Origin of the sequence: Halosimplex rarum (assembly GCF_047715405.1) — an archaeon.
GTDB classification, from domain to species: Archaea; Halobacteriota; Halobacteria; order Halobacteriales; family Haloarculaceae; genus Halosimplex; species Halosimplex rarum.
Map to the genome: position 1 here is coordinate 3,032,511 of NZ_CP180412.1, position 18,012 is coordinate 3,050,522.

At 68.8% G+C, this 18,012-nt stretch carries 18 protein-coding genes; 13 read left to right on the forward strand and 5 right to left on the reverse strand.

Annotated features, from left to right (window positions below; all coding sequences use genetic code 11):
- Positions 1-32: 32 nt before the first annotated feature.
- Entirely contained in the window at positions 33-776 is a 744-nt protein-coding gene (locus tag ACMGFH_RS14555) for a DNA polymerase sliding clamp (RefSeq protein ID WP_415379167.1), read from the forward strand.
- A 358-nt stretch (positions 777-1,134) separates the two neighbouring features.
- Positions 1,135-2,145 carry an AI-2E family transporter gene (locus ACMGFH_RS14560; protein ID WP_415379168.1) on the forward strand — a complete coding sequence of 337 codons (1,011 nt, stop codon included), beginning with the start codon at positions 1,135-1,137 and terminating at the stop codon, positions 2,143-2,145.
- A 53-nt stretch (positions 2,146-2,198) separates the two neighbouring features.
- Here ACMGFH_RS14560 and ACMGFH_RS14565 read toward each other — a convergent pair whose 3' ends face one another.
- Positions 2,199-5,462 (reverse strand): methyl-accepting chemotaxis protein, encoded by a 3,264-nt coding sequence (locus ACMGFH_RS14565; RefSeq protein ID WP_415379169.1) that lies wholly within the window; start codon positions 5,460-5,462, stop codon positions 2,199-2,201.
- A gap of 217 nt (positions 5,463-5,679) precedes the next feature.
- Between ACMGFH_RS14565 and ACMGFH_RS14570 the strand changes: the two genes are divergently transcribed.
- The 8 genes from ACMGFH_RS14570 to ACMGFH_RS14605 all read left to right on the forward strand — a co-directional run bounded on the left by ACMGFH_RS14570 (position 5,680) and on the right by ACMGFH_RS14605 (position 13,793).
- Positions 5,680-7,485, forward strand: a complete 1,806-nt coding sequence (locus tag ACMGFH_RS14570; protein ID WP_415379170.1) for a TraB/GumN family protein — start codon at positions 5,680-5,682, stop codon at positions 7,483-7,485.
- A 68-nt stretch (positions 7,486-7,553) separates the two neighbouring features.
- Positions 7,554-8,165, forward strand: a complete 612-nt coding sequence (locus ACMGFH_RS14575) for a metalloprotease (RefSeq protein WP_415383260.1) — start codon at positions 7,554-7,556, stop codon at positions 8,163-8,165.
- 442 nt (positions 8,166-8,607) lie between these two features.
- Positions 8,608-9,015, forward strand: a complete 408-nt coding sequence (locus ACMGFH_RS14580) for a pyridoxamine 5'-phosphate oxidase family protein (protein WP_415379171.1) — start codon at positions 8,608-8,610, stop codon at positions 9,013-9,015.
- Between the two features lie 94 nt (positions 9,016-9,109).
- A complete protein-coding gene (eis, locus tag ACMGFH_RS14585; RefSeq protein WP_415379172.1) occupies positions 9,110-10,327 on the forward strand; it encodes an enhanced intracellular survival protein Eis in 1,218 nt (405 codons plus the stop codon).
- Positions 10,328-10,377: 50 nt separating this feature from the next.
- Positions 10,378-11,604, forward strand: coding sequence for an enhanced intracellular survival protein Eis (eis, locus tag ACMGFH_RS14590; protein WP_415379173.1), 1,227 nt, complete (start codon positions 10,378-10,380; stop codon positions 11,602-11,604).
- 73 nt (positions 11,605-11,677) lie between these two features.
- A complete protein-coding gene (locus ACMGFH_RS14595; protein WP_415379174.1) occupies positions 11,678-12,370 on the forward strand; it encodes a DUF502 domain-containing protein in 693 nt (230 codons plus the stop codon).
- A 98-nt stretch (positions 12,371-12,468) separates the two neighbouring features.
- Positions 12,469-12,948, forward strand: coding sequence for a peroxiredoxin family protein (locus ACMGFH_RS14600; protein WP_415379175.1), 480 nt, complete (start codon positions 12,469-12,471; stop codon positions 12,946-12,948).
- Between the two features lie 68 nt (positions 12,949-13,016).
- Positions 13,017-13,793: an SDR family NAD(P)-dependent oxidoreductase gene (locus ACMGFH_RS14605; RefSeq protein ID WP_415379176.1), complete on the forward strand. Its 777-nt coding sequence runs from the start codon at positions 13,017-13,019 to the stop codon at positions 13,791-13,793.
- 18 nt (positions 13,794-13,811) lie between these two features.
- Here ACMGFH_RS14605 and ACMGFH_RS14610 read toward each other — a convergent pair whose 3' ends face one another.
- The gene (locus ACMGFH_RS14610; protein ID WP_415379177.1) at positions 13,812-14,153 is read right to left on the reverse strand and encodes an SgcJ/EcaC family oxidoreductase; all 342 of its coding nucleotides are present in this window, start codon (positions 14,151-14,153) and stop codon (positions 13,812-13,814) included.
- Positions 14,154-14,256: 103 nt separating this feature from the next.
- On the opposite strand from ACMGFH_RS14610, the gene purM reads away from it, so the two are divergent.
- Positions 14,257-15,273: a phosphoribosylformylglycinamidine cyclo-ligase gene (purM, locus tag ACMGFH_RS14615; RefSeq protein WP_415379178.1), complete on the forward strand. Its 1,017-nt coding sequence runs from the start codon at positions 14,257-14,259 to the stop codon at positions 15,271-15,273.
- Between the two features lie 514 nt (positions 15,274-15,787).
- Here the strand turns inward: purM and ACMGFH_RS14620 are convergent.
- Positions 15,788-16,288, reverse strand: a complete 501-nt coding sequence (locus ACMGFH_RS14620) for a hypothetical protein (protein ID WP_415379179.1) — start codon at positions 16,286-16,288, stop codon at positions 15,788-15,790.
- 48 nt (positions 16,289-16,336) lie between these two features.
- Between ACMGFH_RS14620 and ACMGFH_RS14625 the strand changes: the two genes are divergently transcribed.
- Positions 16,337-16,750, forward strand: a complete 414-nt coding sequence (locus ACMGFH_RS14625) for an SCP2 sterol-binding domain-containing protein (RefSeq protein WP_415379180.1) — start codon at positions 16,337-16,339, stop codon at positions 16,748-16,750.
- 78 nt (positions 16,751-16,828) lie between these two features.
- Entirely contained in the window at positions 16,829-17,017 is a 189-nt protein-coding gene (locus ACMGFH_RS14630; RefSeq protein WP_415379181.1) for a hypothetical protein, read from the forward strand.
- 22 nt (positions 17,018-17,039) lie between these two features.
- On the opposite strand, the gene ACMGFH_RS14635 is transcribed toward ACMGFH_RS14630, so the two are convergent.
- Together ACMGFH_RS14635 and ACMGFH_RS14640 are read right to left on the reverse strand one after the other, a co-directional pair.
- Entirely contained in the window at positions 17,040-17,504 is a 465-nt protein-coding gene (locus ACMGFH_RS14635) for a hypothetical protein (RefSeq protein ID WP_415379182.1), read from the reverse strand.
- A gap of 64 nt (positions 17,505-17,568) precedes the next feature.
- On the reverse strand, positions 17,569-17,994 hold the full coding sequence (locus tag ACMGFH_RS14640) for a hypothetical protein (RefSeq protein ID WP_415379183.1): 426 nt from the start codon (positions 17,992-17,994) through the stop codon (positions 17,569-17,571).
- Between the last annotated feature and the right edge of the window lie 18 nt (positions 17,995-18,012).

The following is an 18,012-nucleotide window of genomic DNA, read 5'->3' on the forward strand; positions in this document are numbered from 1 at the left end:
TTTTAATGGATGGGGGCATAGCTCCGGCCAACATGTTCAACGCTATCGTGAGCGCGGACACGCTCCGGACAACGCTGGACTCCGTGAGCGTACTGGTGGACGAGTGCAAGATCCACCTCGAAGAGGACGGTCTGGAGATCCGGGCGGTCGACCCGGCCAACGTCGGCATGGTCGACCTCACGCTGTCGGCCTCGGCCTTCGAGTCCTACGAGACCGACGGCGGCGTCATCGGCGTCAATCTCTCCCGGCTGGAGGACATCGCCGGCATGGCCGACGCCGACCAGCTCGTCCACCTCGAACTCGACGAGGAGACCCGCAAGCTCCACATCGCCATCGACGGCCTGGAGTACACGCTCGCGCTCATCGACCCCGACTCCATCCGTCAGGAACCCGACCTCCCCGACCTCGACCTCGCCGCCGAGATCGTCATCGAGGGCCGCGACATCGACCGCGCCGTCACGGCAGCGGACATGGTTTCCGACCACATCGCACTGGGGGTCAACGAGGCGGACGAGTACTTCTACGTCGACGCGGAGGGCGACACCGACGACGTCCACCTCGAACTCACTCGCGAGGACCTCATCGAGCTGACGGCGGGCACCGCACACTCGCTGTTCTCGCTCGACTACCTGAAGGACATGAACAAGGCCATCCCGAAGGACGCCGAGGTGCGCATGGAACTCGGCGAGGAGTTCCCCGTCAAGATGCACTTCGACATCGCCGAGGGTGAGGGCCAGGTCACGTTCATGCTCGCGCCGCGCATCCAGAGCGAGTAAGCAGCCGTCCGCGCTCGCTTCCCGAACGGCGTCCCGATATCGCGCTCGTCGCGTCTGTCGACTCTTCTCTTCGCACGGTCGCGTTCTCCGCTCGGTCGCGTTCTCCGCCGCATCGAACGCTCGTCGCACGTCGGGTGCCCCGGGCGTCGCGGTCGACGGCGATCGTTCCCGATCGCCGGGGACCGAGTCCCTTCCCGTCGACGCAGGAAATGAGCACGGAACCCGCGATCAATCCGAGGTATCTGGAATCAAGGCCCTTTGGCCCGAGACTCGTGTGATCGAGCGTGCGAGTGCGTAACCCCGCCGGCCCGGTCGGGCCGAACCGCGTCCGATCGGGTTCGACCAGCCGGTGGTCGTGATGGTCCGGTCGGAGACCCTCCGGGTCGGCTTCTTCGTGGCGCTGCTGGCCGTGTTCGCGTACCTGATGGTGCTGATCGTCCGCCCGTTCCTGACGGCGCTTCTGGCCGCGCTCCTGCTGGCCGTGCTGCTCGCCCCGGCACAGCGGCGGCTCGCCCCGCGGGTCGGCGAGAGGGTCGCCGGCTTCTCGCTCGTCGCGTTCTCGCTGGCCGCGGTCGCGGCCATGGCCGGGATACTGGTCGTCGCGGCGCCGTCGGGGCTGACGGACCTGTCGACGGTGCTGGAGCGGTTCCCCGCCGGAGACAGGGCCGAGCGGCGGATCGAGAATCTGCTCGGGATCGAGGTGCCGCTGGAGTCCATCGTCGAGTCGGTTCCCCAGCGGGTGGCCGAACTGCTGTTCGGCGACGTGTCGACGCTCGTCAACGCGACGACCGACCTCTTCCTGGGTGCCGTGCTCTTCCTGTTCGTCCTCTACTATCTCCTCGTCGACGGCGACAACCTGATCGACTGGATCGAAGCGCGACTCCCGCTGGACGACGAGACGACCGACGACCTCCACGAGGAGGCCTACGAGACGACCTGGGCCGTCCTGAAAGGCCACGTCTTCGTCGCCGTCGTTCAGGGCGCCGTCGCGGGCGTCGGCCTCTTCGTCGTCGGTATCCCCGACGTGTTGTTCTGGGTGTTCGTGATGATGGTCCTCGAGCTGTTCCCGGTGCTGGGCGTCGCCGGGGTCCTCGGCCCGGCGGCCGTCTACCTCGGCCTGCAGAACAGGCTGCTCGCGGCGGCGTTCCTGGTCGTCTACGGGATGACGGCCGTCGCCGTCGTCGACGACTACCTGCGGGCGCGCGTCGTCGACCGGGAGTCGTCGCTGCACTCGGGGACGATCCTCGTCGGCGTCTTCGGCGGCGTCTACGCCTTCGGCGTCATGGGACTGTTCTACGGCCCGATCGTCGTCGGGCTGTTCAAGACGCTCGCCGCGGTGTTCGACGAGCGGTACATCGCCGACTCGTAGACTGACACGCGAGAAAACCCCACTCAGCGGCGCGAAAAGTAGTGTTCGGCGACTCAGCGACCGTCGCCGGCGTCGCGCCCGCCGTCCGTGCTGGCGGGGAGGTCGCCGGTGCCGTCCGCCGCGTCGAGGTCCGCCGCGTCGGCGAGCGAGTCGACGGCGTCCGGTCCCGAGTCGTCGTCGTCCACGTCGACGCCGTCGGCGTCGCTCACCTCGAACTCGTCGACCAGTTCCTCCAGATCGGCGGCGAGACCGGCCATCTCCTGGACGTTCTGGGAGACGCTGTTGATCGAGGCGGCCTGCTCCTCGGAGGCCGAGGAGACGTTCGTCGCCTCCGCGGCGGTCTCCTCGCTGACCGTGCTCACCTCGTCGACCATCGCGACGACCTCCTCGGTGGAGGCGGCCTGGTCGTCGGTGGCGTCGCTGATCTCCCGGACGCCGCTCTCGGCGGCCTCGACGGCCTCGGCGATGTCGCCGAACATCTCGATGGCCTCCTCGATGGTGTCGACGCCGGACTCGACGCGCTCGCGCATGCTGTCGATGTCGGCGACCGTCTCGCCGGTCGTCGACTGGATGTCCGTGATGCGCCGTTCGACCTCCTCGGTCGCGCTGCTAGCCTCGGCGGCGAGGCCCTTGATCTCGTCGGCGACGACGGCGAACCCTTCGCCGGCCTCGCCGGCGTTGGCCGCCTCGATCGACGCGTTGAGCGCGAGCATGTTCGTCTGCTCGGCGACGTCGTTGATCATACCGACGATCTCGCTGATCTCGTCCATCTCGGCCTGCAGCGCCTCGACCTGCTCGGCGGCCTGTTCCGTCTCGTCTTCGATCTCCCGGATCTCCGTCGAGGCCTCGGCCGCCTGGTCGCGGCCCGCGTCGGCCTGCTCGGCGGCCTCGCGGGCGGTCTCGGCCACGTCGGCGGACGAGGAAGCGATCTCCTCGACCGTCGCGGACATCTCGTTCATCTCGTCGGCGGCCTCCTCCAAGTTCTCGGCCTGTCGGTCGGCGCCGTGGGAGATCTCCTGGACGGAGCCCGCGACGTCCTCGCTGGCGGCCTCGATCTCCTCGGTGCTGGCGGCCACGTCGCCGCTGGCCGTCCGGACTTCCTCGGCGATCGCCTGGACGCGGGCGACGCTCTCGTCGACCGAGTCCAGCCCCTCGTCGATGTTCTCGAGCACGTCGCCGTAGTCGCCGGGCAGGCCCGTCTCCAGGTCCTGGGCGAGGCGGCCGTCGCGGAGGTCCGCGCTGACCGTCTCGAGCTGGTCGAAGCTCTCGGAGAGCTGTTCGAGCCCCTCGTCGAGTTCGGTCATCACGTCGCCGTAGTCGCCGGGCAGGTCCGTCTCCAGGTCCTGGTCGAGCTGGCCGGCGCTGACGTTCGCGCTGGCGCGGCTGATCTCCGCGAAGCTCGTCTGGAGAGCGCCCATCCCGGCCTCGAGCGAGGTCATGATGTCCCCGAACTTGCCGGGCAAGTCCGTCTCCAGGTCGTCGTCGAGGTCGCCGTTCTGCAGGGCCTCCCCGACGGCCTCGATCTGGTCGACCTGTCGGTTCATGTTCGCCTGCATCTCGTCGAAGGCCTCGACCATCTCGCCGATCTCGTCGTTCCCGGCGGAGATGTCCGTGTCGTCGTCGAACCGGCCCCGCGACATCGCGGCGGCGCGGGCCTTGATCTGGACGATCGGTCGAGAGATGTACCGCGCCGCGCCGTAGCCCGCGCCGGTGACGACGACGGCGGCGATCGCGATCAGTCCGATCATGAGGTTGCGCGCGCCGTCGGCCCTGTTCTGGAGCGACGCGCCGAGCGCGGCGATCGGCTCGTTCACGTCGGACTCGGGCACCGTCGCGACGAGCGTGTACTGCCTGTCACCGAAGTTGATCGGTGCGAACTGGACGTATCGGGTCACGTTCTCGCCGTCGACCGTCTTCGTGTGGGTCGCCATACCGGACTCCCCGGCGAGCATCCGCTCGGTGACGACCTCGCCGAGTTCCGCGCCGTACTCGCCGGCCGCGGCGTCGGTCCCGGACGCGACGACGGAGCGGTCCGGGTGGCTGACTACCTCGCCGTCTTCGTCGAGGACGTAGAGGTAGCCGCTGTCGCCGACAGTGACCGAGCTGGTGGTCTCGGTGATCAGCGAGTAGTTGAACTGCGCGGCCACGACGCCCTTGAACTGGCCGTCGTAGTAGACGGGTGTCGAGATGGCCATCCGCTCGGCGCCGTCGATGGTCCGAACGTCGCCGAAGTACGTCTCACCGTCCGACATGGCCTTCGCCCGCTGGAACCACGTCGCGTCCGCCTCGGAACCGAGGCTGGAGGTCGACGTCTCGATCTGGTCGCCCGAGCGTTCGGTCTCGACGACGCCCTCGCCGTCGGCGTCGACGTACGTGATCGCCTCGAAGACGGGCCGCTCGGTGTCGCCGACGGTCAACGTCTGGGTCTCGAGGGTCCGTTCGAACGAGGAGGCGGTGCGCTGTTTCGCGTCCTCGAGCGCCGTCTGCTGGAGTTCGTAGTAGTAGACGCTCGGCGCCAGGATCCAGTCGAACGGCTCGTAGTAGGTGTAGGAGATGAACTTCGTCTCGACCGGGTTACCCTCCTGGGTCGTGTCCTCCCAGTCGTACTGGGCGACGCCCCACTCCTCGCCGGAGCGGACCGCCTCGTCGGTCTGGATCCGCTCTTTGATGTCCGCGAACACGGTGAGCGTCCCGCCGGTGTCCTCCTTCAGATTGTGCCCCTCGTCGAGGCTGTGGTGGACGATCACGTTCGACTCCAGGTCGGTGATGTACGCGTACCCGGTGTCGCCGATGTAGCCCGGCTGGAACGTATCGTACATCGTTCCGTTGGGGGCGGTCCCGACTCCCGCCGTGCCACCGACCTGGGCCTCGACGCGGCGCTCGACCTCGGCCTGTTCGGCCTCGGAGAGGTCCTCCCACGCGCGCCCGTCGTACTCGGATTCGAGGATCGTCCGGCGGGCGTTCTCGACCGAGCTACGCATCTGTAGCGCCACGTACCCGACCTGGTCCTCGCTCATCTGCTGGACCAGGTCCATCTCCCCCTCGCTCGCGGCGAGGTAGTTCTCCATCGTCGCCGACGACGCCATCGACCTGACGCCGACCGCGCGCTCGTCGACCTGATTCTGGATGCCGTCCTGTCTCGCCTCGACCGTCGTGTCGAGCTGCCTCGTGATCTCCGTGCGCAGATACTCCGAACTCTGCTCCTGGGCGTGCTGGTTCAGGTCGCCCATGTTCGTCGTCGCGAGCGCCCCGACCGCCGAGAGCGGTATCAGTGATATCGCGAGAAAGAGCGCCACGAGCTTGATTTTCAGGTTCATATCGAGAAACGATAATTGCACTATTTAAAGCTTACCGGCGAATTATGCCCATTGATAGGCGCTATCGCGGACGTCCGAACGGTTTCGGGAGCCTATATTTCCGGATGATACTTACGCCTCTGCGTCACCTCGCCGCTCGGCTCGGGGGCGACGGGCGACCGGCCGACCCGTCGTCGTCCCGACAACGGTAAACCCGACGCCCGTGTAGCGGGGGTGAATGACCGAGCGCGTCGCTGGTGACGACCTCGGAGACGTCGACGGGGACCTGACGCTGCCGCCCTCTCGCGATGCGGGCGAGGGCGAGGTACACGTTCTCGGCACCGCCCACGTCTCCCAGCAGAGCGTCGAGGACGTCGAGCAGACCATCGCCGAACGCAAGCCGGACGTGGTCGCCGTCGAACTCGACGAGGGCAGATATCGCCAGCTCAAAGGCGAGACGCCCGACGATATCGACCCCGGCGACATGCTCCGGGGCAACACCGTCTTCCAGTTTCTGGCCTACTGGATGCTCTCGTACGTCCAGACGCGGATGGGGAAGAAGCTCGGCGTCGACCCCGGCGCCGACATGCTGGCGGCCATCGACACCGCCGAGGAGCACGGGCTGGGCGTCGCCCTCGTCGACCGCGACATCCAGATGACCGTCCAGCGCTTCTGGGCGCGGTTGAGCCCGCTCCGGAAGCTCTCGATGCTCGGCAACCTCACGCTGGCCGTCGGGTCGCCCGTCGCCGTCGGGGCCGGCATCGGCCTCTCGATGGGCGCGTTCGCCGGCTTCGCCGTCGCCATGATCGCCGCGGGCGCGCTCGGATTCGCGAGCGCGGACATCGTCGCGGCCCTCGGCGCCGATGTCGTCGCCCTCGCCGGCGGCCTCGTCGCCGGCGCGATCGGCGGCGCCGTCCTGTGGTCCCTGTTCGATTCGGCGTTCGCGCGCCTGCTCGCCGGCCTCCCGGTACCGAATACGACGTACACGCGGATCGTCGCGGGGGTCGGCGCCGGGTCCGTCCTCGGCGTGGCCGTCGCCGCGAGCGGGGGCCTGGCCGTCGGTCCGCTCTCGCTGTCGGCCGAACGGCTCACCTCGCTCGGCGGGTTCGTCCTCCAGACCGGGACGGGTCTCCTCGGTGGCGCGCTCGTCGGCGGCGGCCTGGGCGTCCTCGGCGGAGGGATCCTCGCGATGGCTCTCCCCGAGGAGGAGGACCTGGACGAGATCGACATCGAGGAGCTGACCGACGCGGACGTGGTGACGGCGATGATGGAGGAGTTCAGACGGTTCGCACCGGGCGCCGCCGAGGCGCTCATCGACGAGCGCGACGCCTTCATCGCCCACCGCCTCGTCGCGCTCCGCGAGGCCGGCTACAGCGTCGTCGCCGTCGTCGGCGCCGGCCACCGCGAGGGGATCCAGCGCTACCTCGACGACCCCGAGAGCCTCCCGCCGATGGAGTCGCTCGTCGGCGAGGCGTCGGGGACCGGCCTCTCCGCGTACCTCTACAAGGCGCTGGGGTACGCGATGACCGTCGGCTTCCTCGTCTTCTTCGTCCTGCTGGCGCTCGGCGGGGCGAGCAACGGGTTCCTGCTCGAACTGTTCGTCGCGTGGTTCCTCGTCAACGGGATCCTCGCCGGCGGGCTGGCGAAACTGGCCGGCGCGCACTGGCCGAGCGCGCTCGTCGGCGGCGGCGTCGCCTGGCTGACCAGCGTCAACCCGCTGCTGGCCCCCGGCTGGTTCGCCGGCTACGTCGAGTTGCGCTACGTCGACGTGAACGTCGCCGACATCGGCCGCCTCAACGAAATCCTCGACGACGAGGAAGCGCCCATCGCCGACATCTTCGCCCGGATGCGCGAGGTGCCGCTCTTCCGGCTGATCCTCATCGCCGGCCTGACCAACGTCGGGAGCATGATCGCGAGTCTCGTGGTCTTCCCCGCGATCTTGCCGCTGCTGTCCGCCGACGTCGGCGGGGTCAGCGCCATCGGCGAACAGCTGCTCCGGGGCGCCCAGACCGGCTGGGACATCGTCTGGAGGACGCTGACGTGAGCCGGTCCTCGGTCGGCGGCCGAGGCGGTCGGAGCGGCCGCGGCGGCCCCGGCGGCGGTCGCGGCGGCATCTCGTTCAGCCGCCGCGAACTCCGCGACCTCGCGGTCGCGTGGCTCGCGCTCGGCGTCGCGTTCACCATCTTCATCGACCGAACGCTCGCCGAGGCGGCCCTGCGCGGCGCGGTCGACCCGACGGCCGTCGGCCTCGCGGTCGGCGTCTCGCTCGCCACCGTCGGCGTCGCCTTCCTGCTGCACGAGCTCGCGCACAAGGTCGTCGCCGTCCGCTTCGGCCAGGTCGCCGCCTTCCAGGCCGACTACGGCATGCTGTTCCTCGCCGTCATGTCCGCGCTCGCGGGTTTCCTGTTCGCGGCGCCCGGGGCCGTCGTCCACCGCGGCCGCATCACCGCGCGGGAGAACGGCCTCATCGCGCTCGCCGGCCCGGTCACGAACCTCGGACTCGCGGCCGTCTTCCTGCCGGTCATGCTGTTCGGGCCGGGGCTCCTCGGACTCGTCGGCGCCCGCGGCGTCAGCATCAACCTCCTGCTCGCCGGGTTCAACATGATCCCCTACGGCCCGCTCGACGGGAAGAAGGTGATCGGCTGGAGCAAGCCCGTCTACGTCGCCGTCGCCGTCCCGAGCGTCCTGCTCGCCGTCTTCGCGCTGTTCGGCCTCGGGCTCTGACGGAGTCGTGTCGGTTTTCGGAGTTTCATTTGTTGTGTCCGACAGTCACCGACGAAAGCCCTCGGCCCGCTCGCTCACGGGTCGCTTCGCTCCCCGTTCACATGTCGAGGCGCGCTCGCTTCGCTCGCGCCTCGCACTCGCGGTCGCTGACCGGCATATCCGCGCTCGAACAACCGCACAGCACCGCACTCACGCGGATAGTGCCCGCTCAGGCGACTGAACTGGACGCGAGCGCGCCTCGCCCTTTCAGTCCGCCAAGGACAGCGACCGCACCACACAGCACTGCAGACAGCCTCACACCTCCCCAGCCGATTGCGATGCTCACTCCGTTGCGCTTCTCATCCCTCGCGCGGTGCTGTCGCGGGACGAGACCCGCGACAGCGCGCGCCACCGCTCCGAAAAAGAGGATAGTGCACTTCCGCGTCCCGACCCAATCGCAGACATGGCCCAGACAGTCTCCGAGGAGGTCGAAGAACTCCTGACCGGCGACCCCGTGGCGGCGCACCTGGCGACCTGTGCGGAGGGGCGCCCCCACGCCGCGCCGGTCTGGTTCCGCTACGAACCCGCCGAGGGCGACGAGCGGCCCGTGATCGAGGTGATGACCACCGGGAAGAAACTCGCGAACATCCGCGAGAACCCGCGCGTCGCCCTCTCGATACAGAAGAGTGAGGCCGGCCACCCCGAGTGGACCATCACCGTGCGCGGGACCGCCACCGTCGTCGAGGACGAGGAGGAAAACGAGCGGGCGAACCGACGGATCAACCGCCGCTACGGCACCGACCCGGACGACTGGTCCGAGAACACGCTCGTCCGAATCGCCGTCGGGTCCGCCTCCTCCCAGACCTATTGAGCGGGCGGCACCGGATCCGCGGCCCCATCTGCCAAGTGTTACCGACCAACACTGCCACCCAACGCATATCGGTTCGCCAATCGCGGGAACAGGCATGTCGAACGCCACAGACCGAGTCAGCGTCCGTCCGCTCGGCTCGGAGGACGCCGCCGAGTTCCGCGCCATCGCCGACCACTCGTTTCACCCGGAGAGGGGCCCACAGGAGTACGACGAAACGACCGAGTGCGACCGGATATCGGACCCCTACGGCGCCTTCGACGGCGAGGAACTCGTCAGCGTCTGTACGCACTACGATCTCACCGCGAACCTGCGCGGTGAGTGGACGCCGCTGGCCGGGCTGGCCTCCGTGGCGACACCGCCCGAACGCCGGCGACAGGGCTACGCCGAAGCGCTCGTCGACGACGCGCTGGCGCGGTGGCGTGGCGAGTTTCCGCTCGCCGCGCTGTGGGCGTTCTCGCCGCCCTACTACCGACAGTACGGCTGGGCGACGGCGAACCGGTACGTGAAGTACACCTGTCCGCTCGACCAGCTCTCGTTCGCTCGCGGGTCCGTCGAGGGCCGTGCGCGACCCGCGACAGCCGAGGAGTGGGCCGACCTGAGAGCTGTCAACGAGGCGTTCGCCGACGAGCGCTCGCTGGTGCTCCGTCGCGAGGACGAGCAGTGGTGGCGCGACCGCCTGCTCTCGGCCGACGAGGACGACCGCCCGTGGGCCTGCGTCTGGGAACGCGACGGCGAGGTGGTCGGGTACGTCGTCTACGAGTTCGGGGAGGGGTCGAAATTCGCCGACGGGCGGGTGAGCGTCGAGGACGTCGCGTACGCCGACCACGAGGCGCTCCAGGGACTGCTGGGGTTCCTCGCCGAGTACGACTCGCAGGCCGACGAAGTCGTGCTCTCCGGCGATTCGAGCGCCGACCTGCTCGACCTCGTTCCCGACTCGACGACGGTCGACTCCAGGGTCATGGCCGGGCCGATGGTCCGCGTCGTCGACGTGGCCGACGCGCTCGAAGCCTGCCCGTATCCCGCCGACGCGACCGGCGACCTCGTCCTCGACGTAACCGACGGGACCGCGGACTGGAACGACGACCGGGTCCGCTTCGAAGTGGCCAACGGCGAAGGCACGTGCTCGTCGTCGACCGGCGGCGAGCCCGACGTGACCGTCGACATCGGGACGCTCTCACAGCTCGTCGTCGGGTACCACGACGTGACGGCAGCGCGTCGACTCGGCGACCTCTCGGTCGCCGACGAGGCGACCGCAGACACGCTCTCGACGCTGTTCCCGCCCGAACGGGTGTTCCTGCGGACGTACTTCTGACAGCACCCGAGTGCCGAAGCTATAACGGCGCGGCGCGCCCGAAGGGAGGTATGACAGACGACGCGGACGCGGACGTGCGACCGCTCTCGGCCGAGCAGTTCGCCGACTTCCGGGCGATCACCGACTACGCCTTCAGCCCGGGCGACGGTCCCCAGACCTACGACGAGGAAGAAGACCGCATCGCCGACCGCTACGGCGCGTTCGTCGGCGACGACCTCGTCAGCGTCTGCGGCCACTACGACCTCTCGGCGAACCTCCGCGGCGAGTGGGTCTCGCTCGCCGGTCTCGCCGCCGTCGCCACGCCGCCCGAACACCGCCGGGAGGGGTACGTCGGCGCCCTGATCGACGACGCGCTAGAGCGATGGCGCGGGAGCTTCCCGCTGGCCGCGCTGTGGCCGTTCTCGCGGTCGTACTACGAGCAGTTCGGCTGGGCGACGGCGAACACTTACGCGAAGTACACCTGCCCGCCGGACCAGCTGGCGTTCGCCCGCGGCGCGGTCGACGGACACGCCCGCCCCGTCTCCGCCGACGAGTGGCGCGAGCTACAGGCTGTCCACGAGACGCAGGCCGAGGAGACGACGCTCGCGCTCCGGCGGTCGAGCGAGAACTGGTGGCGCGAGCGGGTCCTCCGCGAGGGCGACGACGACCGGCCATGGGCGTACGTCTGGGAGCGCGACGGCGAGGCCCGCGCGTATCTCGTCTACAGCTTCGAGGACCTGGGCGGTCCGAAACACATGAACCAGCGACTGACGGTCGCCGACGCGGCCGCTGCGGACCACGACGCGTGGCTCGGTCTGCTGGGATTCCTCGCCGACCACGACTCGCAGGCGAGTGAAGTCGTCGTCTACTCGGACGCGCGGACCGACCTGCTCGACCTCGTCCCCGACCCGGACGAGGTCGATTGCGAGGCGAAGACCGGCCCGATGGTCCGGATCGTCGACGTGGCCGACGCGCTCGCGGCGTGCCCCTACCCGGCTGACGCGAGCGCGGCGGTCACGCTGCGGGTGGCCGACGAGACGGCGCCCTGGAACGACGGGCAGTTCCGCCTCACCGTTTCCGACGGCGACGGGACCGTGGCCGCCGACCCCGACGCGGCTGCCGACGGCGACGCCGATGCGACGGTGGGGATCGGGACGCTGTCGCAACTCGTCGCCGGCTACCACGACGTGGACGCGGCCCGTCGGGTCGGGGACCTCTCGGTGGCGGACGAGTCGACGGCGGACGCGCTCGCGGCGCTGTTCCCGCCGGAGCGGACGTACCTGCGGACGTTCTTCTGAGCGGGAGGGCGTCCGTCTCGCGGCCGTTCGCGGGCCGACCAAAGCACTTCGGTCTCCGGCCCCAACCGTCGACATGTCCGGACCTGACGTCGACGACATCGCGCACGTGGCGGCGGAAGAGAGCCAGGCTGTCAGGCGCGACCTCAGGCAGACGTTCCTCTCGGGGCTGGCGCTCACCGTCCCCTTCTTCATCACGGTCCTCGTGTTGCTGTGGGTGCTGGGGACGGTATCGAGCGCGCTGACCCCGCTCGCGGACGCCATCGTCGCGCTCGGTCCCGGCCGGGAGATGAGCACGTGGGTCGTGGAACTGCTCGCCGCGGCAGTCGTGTTCGCCGTCATCTTCGCCGTCGGATTCGCCGCCCAGCACGGTCCGGAGACGGAGATCGCGAGTCGCTTCGACGTCCTCATGGAGGACCTGCCCGGCGTCGGCTCCATCTACACCAGCGTCGAGCGGATGAGCGACGTGATGGTCGACGGCGACACCGAGAGCTTCCGCGAGGTGAAAATCGTCGAGTTCCCCCGCGAGGACTGCTTCGCGCTCGCGTTCCTCACCGCGGACACGCCCCACCAGATCGAACGGGCCGCCGACAGCGCCGACATGCAGACCGTTTTCGTCCCGATGGCGCCCAACCCCGTCATGGGCGGCCACCTCATCAACCTCCCCGAAGAGCGGATATTCGACGTCGACCTCTCGGTCGAAGAAGGGATGCAGGCCATCATGACCACCGGGATGGCCATCGACGAGAACGTCGAGGAAACGGACTGACGACCCGTCCGAACGCGGCGGACCGGCACGACGCGGCCGGGTGCGACCCGCACACTGCCGGCCGGCGACTTACCACGCTCGCGTCCCTCCGGTGAGACATGAGTCTCGAAGGCGAATCCGCTCCCGAGTTCGAACTCCCCAGCACCGCGGGCGACGCCGTCTCGCTGAGCGACGAACTTGACGAGGGGTCCGCTGTCGTCCTGATCAACCGCGGCGTCTGGTGTTCCTTCTGCGCCGAGCAGCTACAGACGTTCAGCGAGGTGTCTTACGACATGTGGTTCCACGACGACGTGAGCGTCGTCCCGGTCGTCCCCGACCCCCTGCCGGAGGTGACCGAGATGCGCGACCGCTACGACCTGCAGATCCAGCTTCTGGCGGACCCCGATGCCGAGGTCTGCGACCGCTACAGCGGCACGGAGGAGACCGATCACGGCCTGACCGGGAAAGCCGCGACGTACGTGATCGACGAGAGCGGGACGGTCCGCTACGAACAGGTCTCCGACACGCCGGCCGACCGCACCTACGGCAACTGGGTTCGCTACTACGTCCGCAACGACTACGAGCCGCCGTTCGAGTGACGAGCACTGTCGAACCCCGCGGTCGGGCGGGCGCCCGATTTATCGCCCGCTGGCACGTAGAGCGGTAGATGGTAACACTCGATACCGGCGACGTGATCGTCGTCACGGGCGCGAACGAGGGGATCGGCTACCACCTGTCGCGGGCGCTGATCGGGGACGGCTACCGAGTCGCGGGCCTCGACGTGAACCGGGACGGTCTCGACTCCCTCGCGGAGGTCGCTCCGGAGCGCGTCCACGTCGCCGAGTGCGACGTGACCGAAGACGCGGACGTCGAAGCGGCGGTCGACGCCGTCCTCGACCGATGGGGACGGATCGACGTCCTCGTGAACAACGCCGCCGTCTTCGATTTCGGCCTGTTCGCCGACCGGACGCTCGCGGACACGCGGCGCGAGTTCGAGGTGAACTTCTTCGGGTACCTCCGGACGATCCACGCCGTCCTGCCGCATATGCGCGCCCGGGGGACGGGGATCGTCCACAACGTGAGTTCCGGCGTGGCGAGCGTCGGCCACCCCGGGCTGTCGGGGTACACCGCCACCAAGGGCGCCGTCGAGGGGCTCACGCGCACGCTCCGGGAGGAGCTCCGCCACGAGGACGTCTGGTGCACGCTGCTGTACCCGCCGGCGACGCGGACGCGGTCGGCGGCCGTCCTGAAGTACCCCGACGCCGCGACGAGCGAGCCGGCCGACGTGGGCCGCAAGCTCGCCCGGAAGATCGACTCCACGGGGCCCGTGATCTACGCAGACTGGCAGACGCGGATCGGGATGAGTCTCGTCGAGCGCGTCCCCTGGCTCGCCAGGAGGGGAACCGAGCGGTTCCTCGAACCGGACGAGCCCGGCGGTCGGTGAGCGCCGGAAACGCGGTCGTCACTCGTGACCGAGCCAGAGGTTCTGGATCGCCCCGTCACGGACCTCGTAGACCGCCAGGGCGTCCATCGGCTCGTCCATCCCGGTGATCCGCTCGCGGCAGGCGTCGAACGGACCGACAGTGAGACGATCCTCGAACACACAGTCCAGCTCTGGATACGCCTCGAAGAGGTCGGCGTACTGCGCCCGGATGGCCTCGCGGCCCTCTGCGGTCGTCTCGTCGCCGGAGAGGGGCGCGATGACCGCGTCCTCGGCGAAGTGAGATGCGAACGCTTCGGCGTCGCCGTCGTTGTAGGCGGCGAGTTGCCCGTCGACGACCTCGCGAGTCACGGAGTCGACCATTCCATCGCTGCTGTGTGACCGAACTGTCAAACTCGTATCGGATCTGCTGCCCCGTTCCACCCGAAACGGTGGCCTTTTGCTCGCGCTCCGCGGGGGATTCAACATGACCGACGGGGACGCGACCGACGGATCGGACGACGCGGCCGAGGACGAAGCGGAGGGACTGACCTACGCCGACGCGGGCGTCGACATCGCCGGCCAGGAAGCGGCAACGGCGGCGCTGGTCGGCGCCACCGGCGACTTCGAGGGCGACTACGCGGGCCTGCTCGACATCGGCGACCGCTACCTCGCGCTCGCCGCGGACGGTGTGGGTACCAAGCTCCTGGTCGCCGAGGCGCTCGACGACTACTCGACCATCGGCATCGACTGCATCGCGATGAACGCCAACGACCTGGTCGCCGCGGGCGTCGACCCCGTCGCCTTCGTCGACTACCTCGCCGTCGAGGAACCCGACGACGCCACCGCCGAACAGATCGGCGAAGGGCTGGACGAGGGCGCCGAGCGGGCCGGCGTCGCCCTCGTCGGCGGCGAGACGGCCGTGATGCCTGACGTGATCAAAGGCCTCGACATCGCCGGCACCTGCGCCGGCCTCGCGCCCAAGGACGCCATCTTCCCCGGCGAAGCCGAAGCCGGCGACGTCGTCGTCGGCTGGCCGTCCTCGGGTATCCACTCGAACGGTCTCACGCTCGCCCGCGAGGCCGTCACCCGGAATCACGAGTACACCGATCCGTTTCCTCCGAACTCGGATAGATCGATCGGCGAGGAACTGCTCGAACCGACGCGCATCTACAGCGACCTCCTCGGCCCGCTGCGCGAGGTCGAGACTCACGCCGCCGCTCACGTCACCGGCGGCGGATGGACGAATCTGACCCGGATGGGCGCGTTCCGCTACGAAATCACGGACCCCTTCGACGCCCAGCCCGTCTTCGACTTCGTCCAGCAGGAGGGCAACGTCGACGACGAGGAGATGCACCGCACGTTCAACATGGGCACCGGGTTTGTGGCGGCGATGTCCGAGGACGACGCCGAAGCGGTCGTCGACGCCACGGACGACGGTCGGATCATCGGTCGCGTCGAAGACGGCGAGGAGTCCGTCGCGATCCACGGGCTGGAACTGTAACGGGTGCAGACTGCGGATTTTCTTCGGTGGCGCGCGCTGTCGAGTGTCCCGAGCGAATGCGAGGGCACGAGACGGACCCGTGCGAGGGATGAGCGAGGGAGCGCAGCGACCGAGTGAATCGGCTGGGGAGGCGTGAGGCGCGGTGCTGTGTGGTGCGGTCCTGCTGTTCCTGGCGTTCTGGCGAGCGAAGCGAGCCAGGGCTCGGGAGACGAGCAAAGCGAGTCTCCTGGCGGACTGAAAGGGCGAGGGCCGGTCGGTGGCGTCCTCGTGAACCGTGCGAACGAGGGCTCGAAAGAGGAGCGAAGCGAGTCTTTCGGCGCCCCGGCGAAGTAAGCACGCGGACGAAGTGAGTGCGCGCAGCGAACGCGTGGCGCGACCGACGGGAGCGCCACGGTCGCTCGAACGGTGAGCGAAGCGAACCGTGAGAGCCGCGGCGTCCCGAGCGGGTCGAGGGCTTTCATCGCTTGCTGTCTCCTATGCCGAACTCAATTGCTAGCGAGCAAGATGAAACTGGTCAGTCTGCACGACCAGACACGATCACTCGCTCACGAAAACGAGGGCCGACACGCCGAATACCGGCGCCGAGGAGGAAGCCGGCGACTCCGAGAGGCACTCCAACCAGAATTCCGATCCGGGTACTCGCGACGAACTGCTCGACGAGCGTCGGCGCTGATGCGTACGCGAGGTGCAAGAGGAGATAGCTGATACTCGGGCCGACGGCCATCGAGAGACTGCCGAGAAGACCGCCGTTCCTGACGGAGACCGCCGTCGACAGCGCGAGCGGGACGAGAGCGAACGCGAACGGGCTACCCAGAAACGGTGCCCACCTGTCGAGGACGCTGACGCTGGCGACCAGGCCGAGATAGAGCCCCACGGAGACCAGCGCGGCGAGCCCGAGAATTCGAACGGTCTGCGGAAGAGACTCGCCGAACAGGACCGCTCTCGCACGGGAACCAGCCATATTGCTGTCAACTCGTCCCGGCAGGATAAATCGTTTCACGGGATCGACGACCACGACTAGACCCGAAACGCCAAAGTCGCCGACCGAGCCACACCAGACAAGATGACACCGACGTTGCCGGGCGACGCGGACGAGTGGGCCGACCAGTTGCAAGCGAGACTCAACGACCGGGAAGCGTTCACCGAAGCCGCCGAGGGCTTCGACGCCACCTTCCGGTTCGACATCCTCCCGGACGACCGCTACGACGGGAACCCGATCACGCTGACCGTCGTGATCACCGACGGTGCGTGCGTGGCCGCGCGGGGGAGCGACCCGAACGCGGAGTACGACTTCGGGCTGCGGGGACCGTACACGGCGTGGGTCGACCTGCTGGAAGACGAGATCGAGGTCACCGAAGCGGTCATGGGCGGGGCCTTCGAGTTCGAGGGCTCGGAGATGCAACTGCTGAGCAACCGGGAGGCCGTCACCGAACTCGTCCGCGCCGCCCAGAACGTCGACACCGAGTACGCGTACTGATTCTCCATCGCCGGCAGTTCCCGGCACCTCACGCCCGCGACTGAAACCGTTAAGTCCCGGCGCGGAGCACGGGGAGACGTGATCGACAAACTCGGCGCCGCCGGAATCGTCGGCATTCTCGTGATCCTCGGCGGCATCGGACTGCTCGCCTGGGTGAACCCGCTGATCGCCGCCGGTATCGGCCTCGTGGTCGCCGGACTCGGCCTGATCCTCTACGGGCTCGTCACGAACGTCCTCGCCTCGTTCGGCATGGGCGGGATGGTTTAGAGCCGCCGCGTCAGCCGTCCAGTCACCGCGGACGTCGGCCGTCCAGATCGCCGACGGCGCTTCTCAGACCGCGACCGACGGCGTACCCGACCCCGCAGACGACGAGGACGAACGCGACCGACGTGAGCAGTTGTTGGACGACGAACCGCGTCTCGGCTGGCGGCGCGAGCAGGCACGTCTCCGACGCGCCCGCCCGCGGGAAGCAACCAAAGTGAAACGCCCAGTACTCGCTGCGGAACGCGAGCGCCAGCCCGGGCGCGCTCGTGGCGACGGCGCCGGCGGCCGAACCGAACCCGCGATAGCCCGCGCCCGCAGCGACGACACCCAGCAAGCCGGCGACGGAATAGGGAACGCTCGGCCACAGCCAACCGGGCGGAAGAGACAGCCAGTGTGTGACGAACACGGCGACGCCGAGCGCGAGGAGGACGCGGACGTGCGCTCGCTCCTCGCTCGCCCTGCTCGCCCAGATCCGTCGGCGCGGCCGCATGCGGAACACCGGGTCGCCGGGCGGCAAAAAGCTGCGTGTCCGTCACCGTCCCCCAGGCGGCGTCTCAGAGGAGGTCCTCGCGCTCGAACAGCACGTGGAACGCGATGACGTAGCCGAGAAAGGCGAGGACCGAGGAAAGCGGGCTGAGGAGGTACCCGACCCCGACGCCGAACGACGAGGAGAGCAGGTCACCGAGGATGGACTCGAAGAGGTCGGCGCCGTAGACGACTCCGACGGTCTTCACGAGGAGTTCCTGGCTGGTGCCGCGGTCGAAGACCAGCATTACGGACCCGATCACGGCGGCCGTCGAGATGTGGCCGATCGCCGTGCCCTGGATCCGACCCACCGCGAACGCGCCGACGACGTCGCCGTACAGCAGCGAGTTGACGACGCCGAGAAGCACGCTACCGCAGACGACCGCGAGTACCGCCAGCCCGGTCGCGACGGTGATCGATTCCACCTGCACCTGCCCGTGTTGGCTCCCTGCCATGTCCGGTCTGGCTCGCCC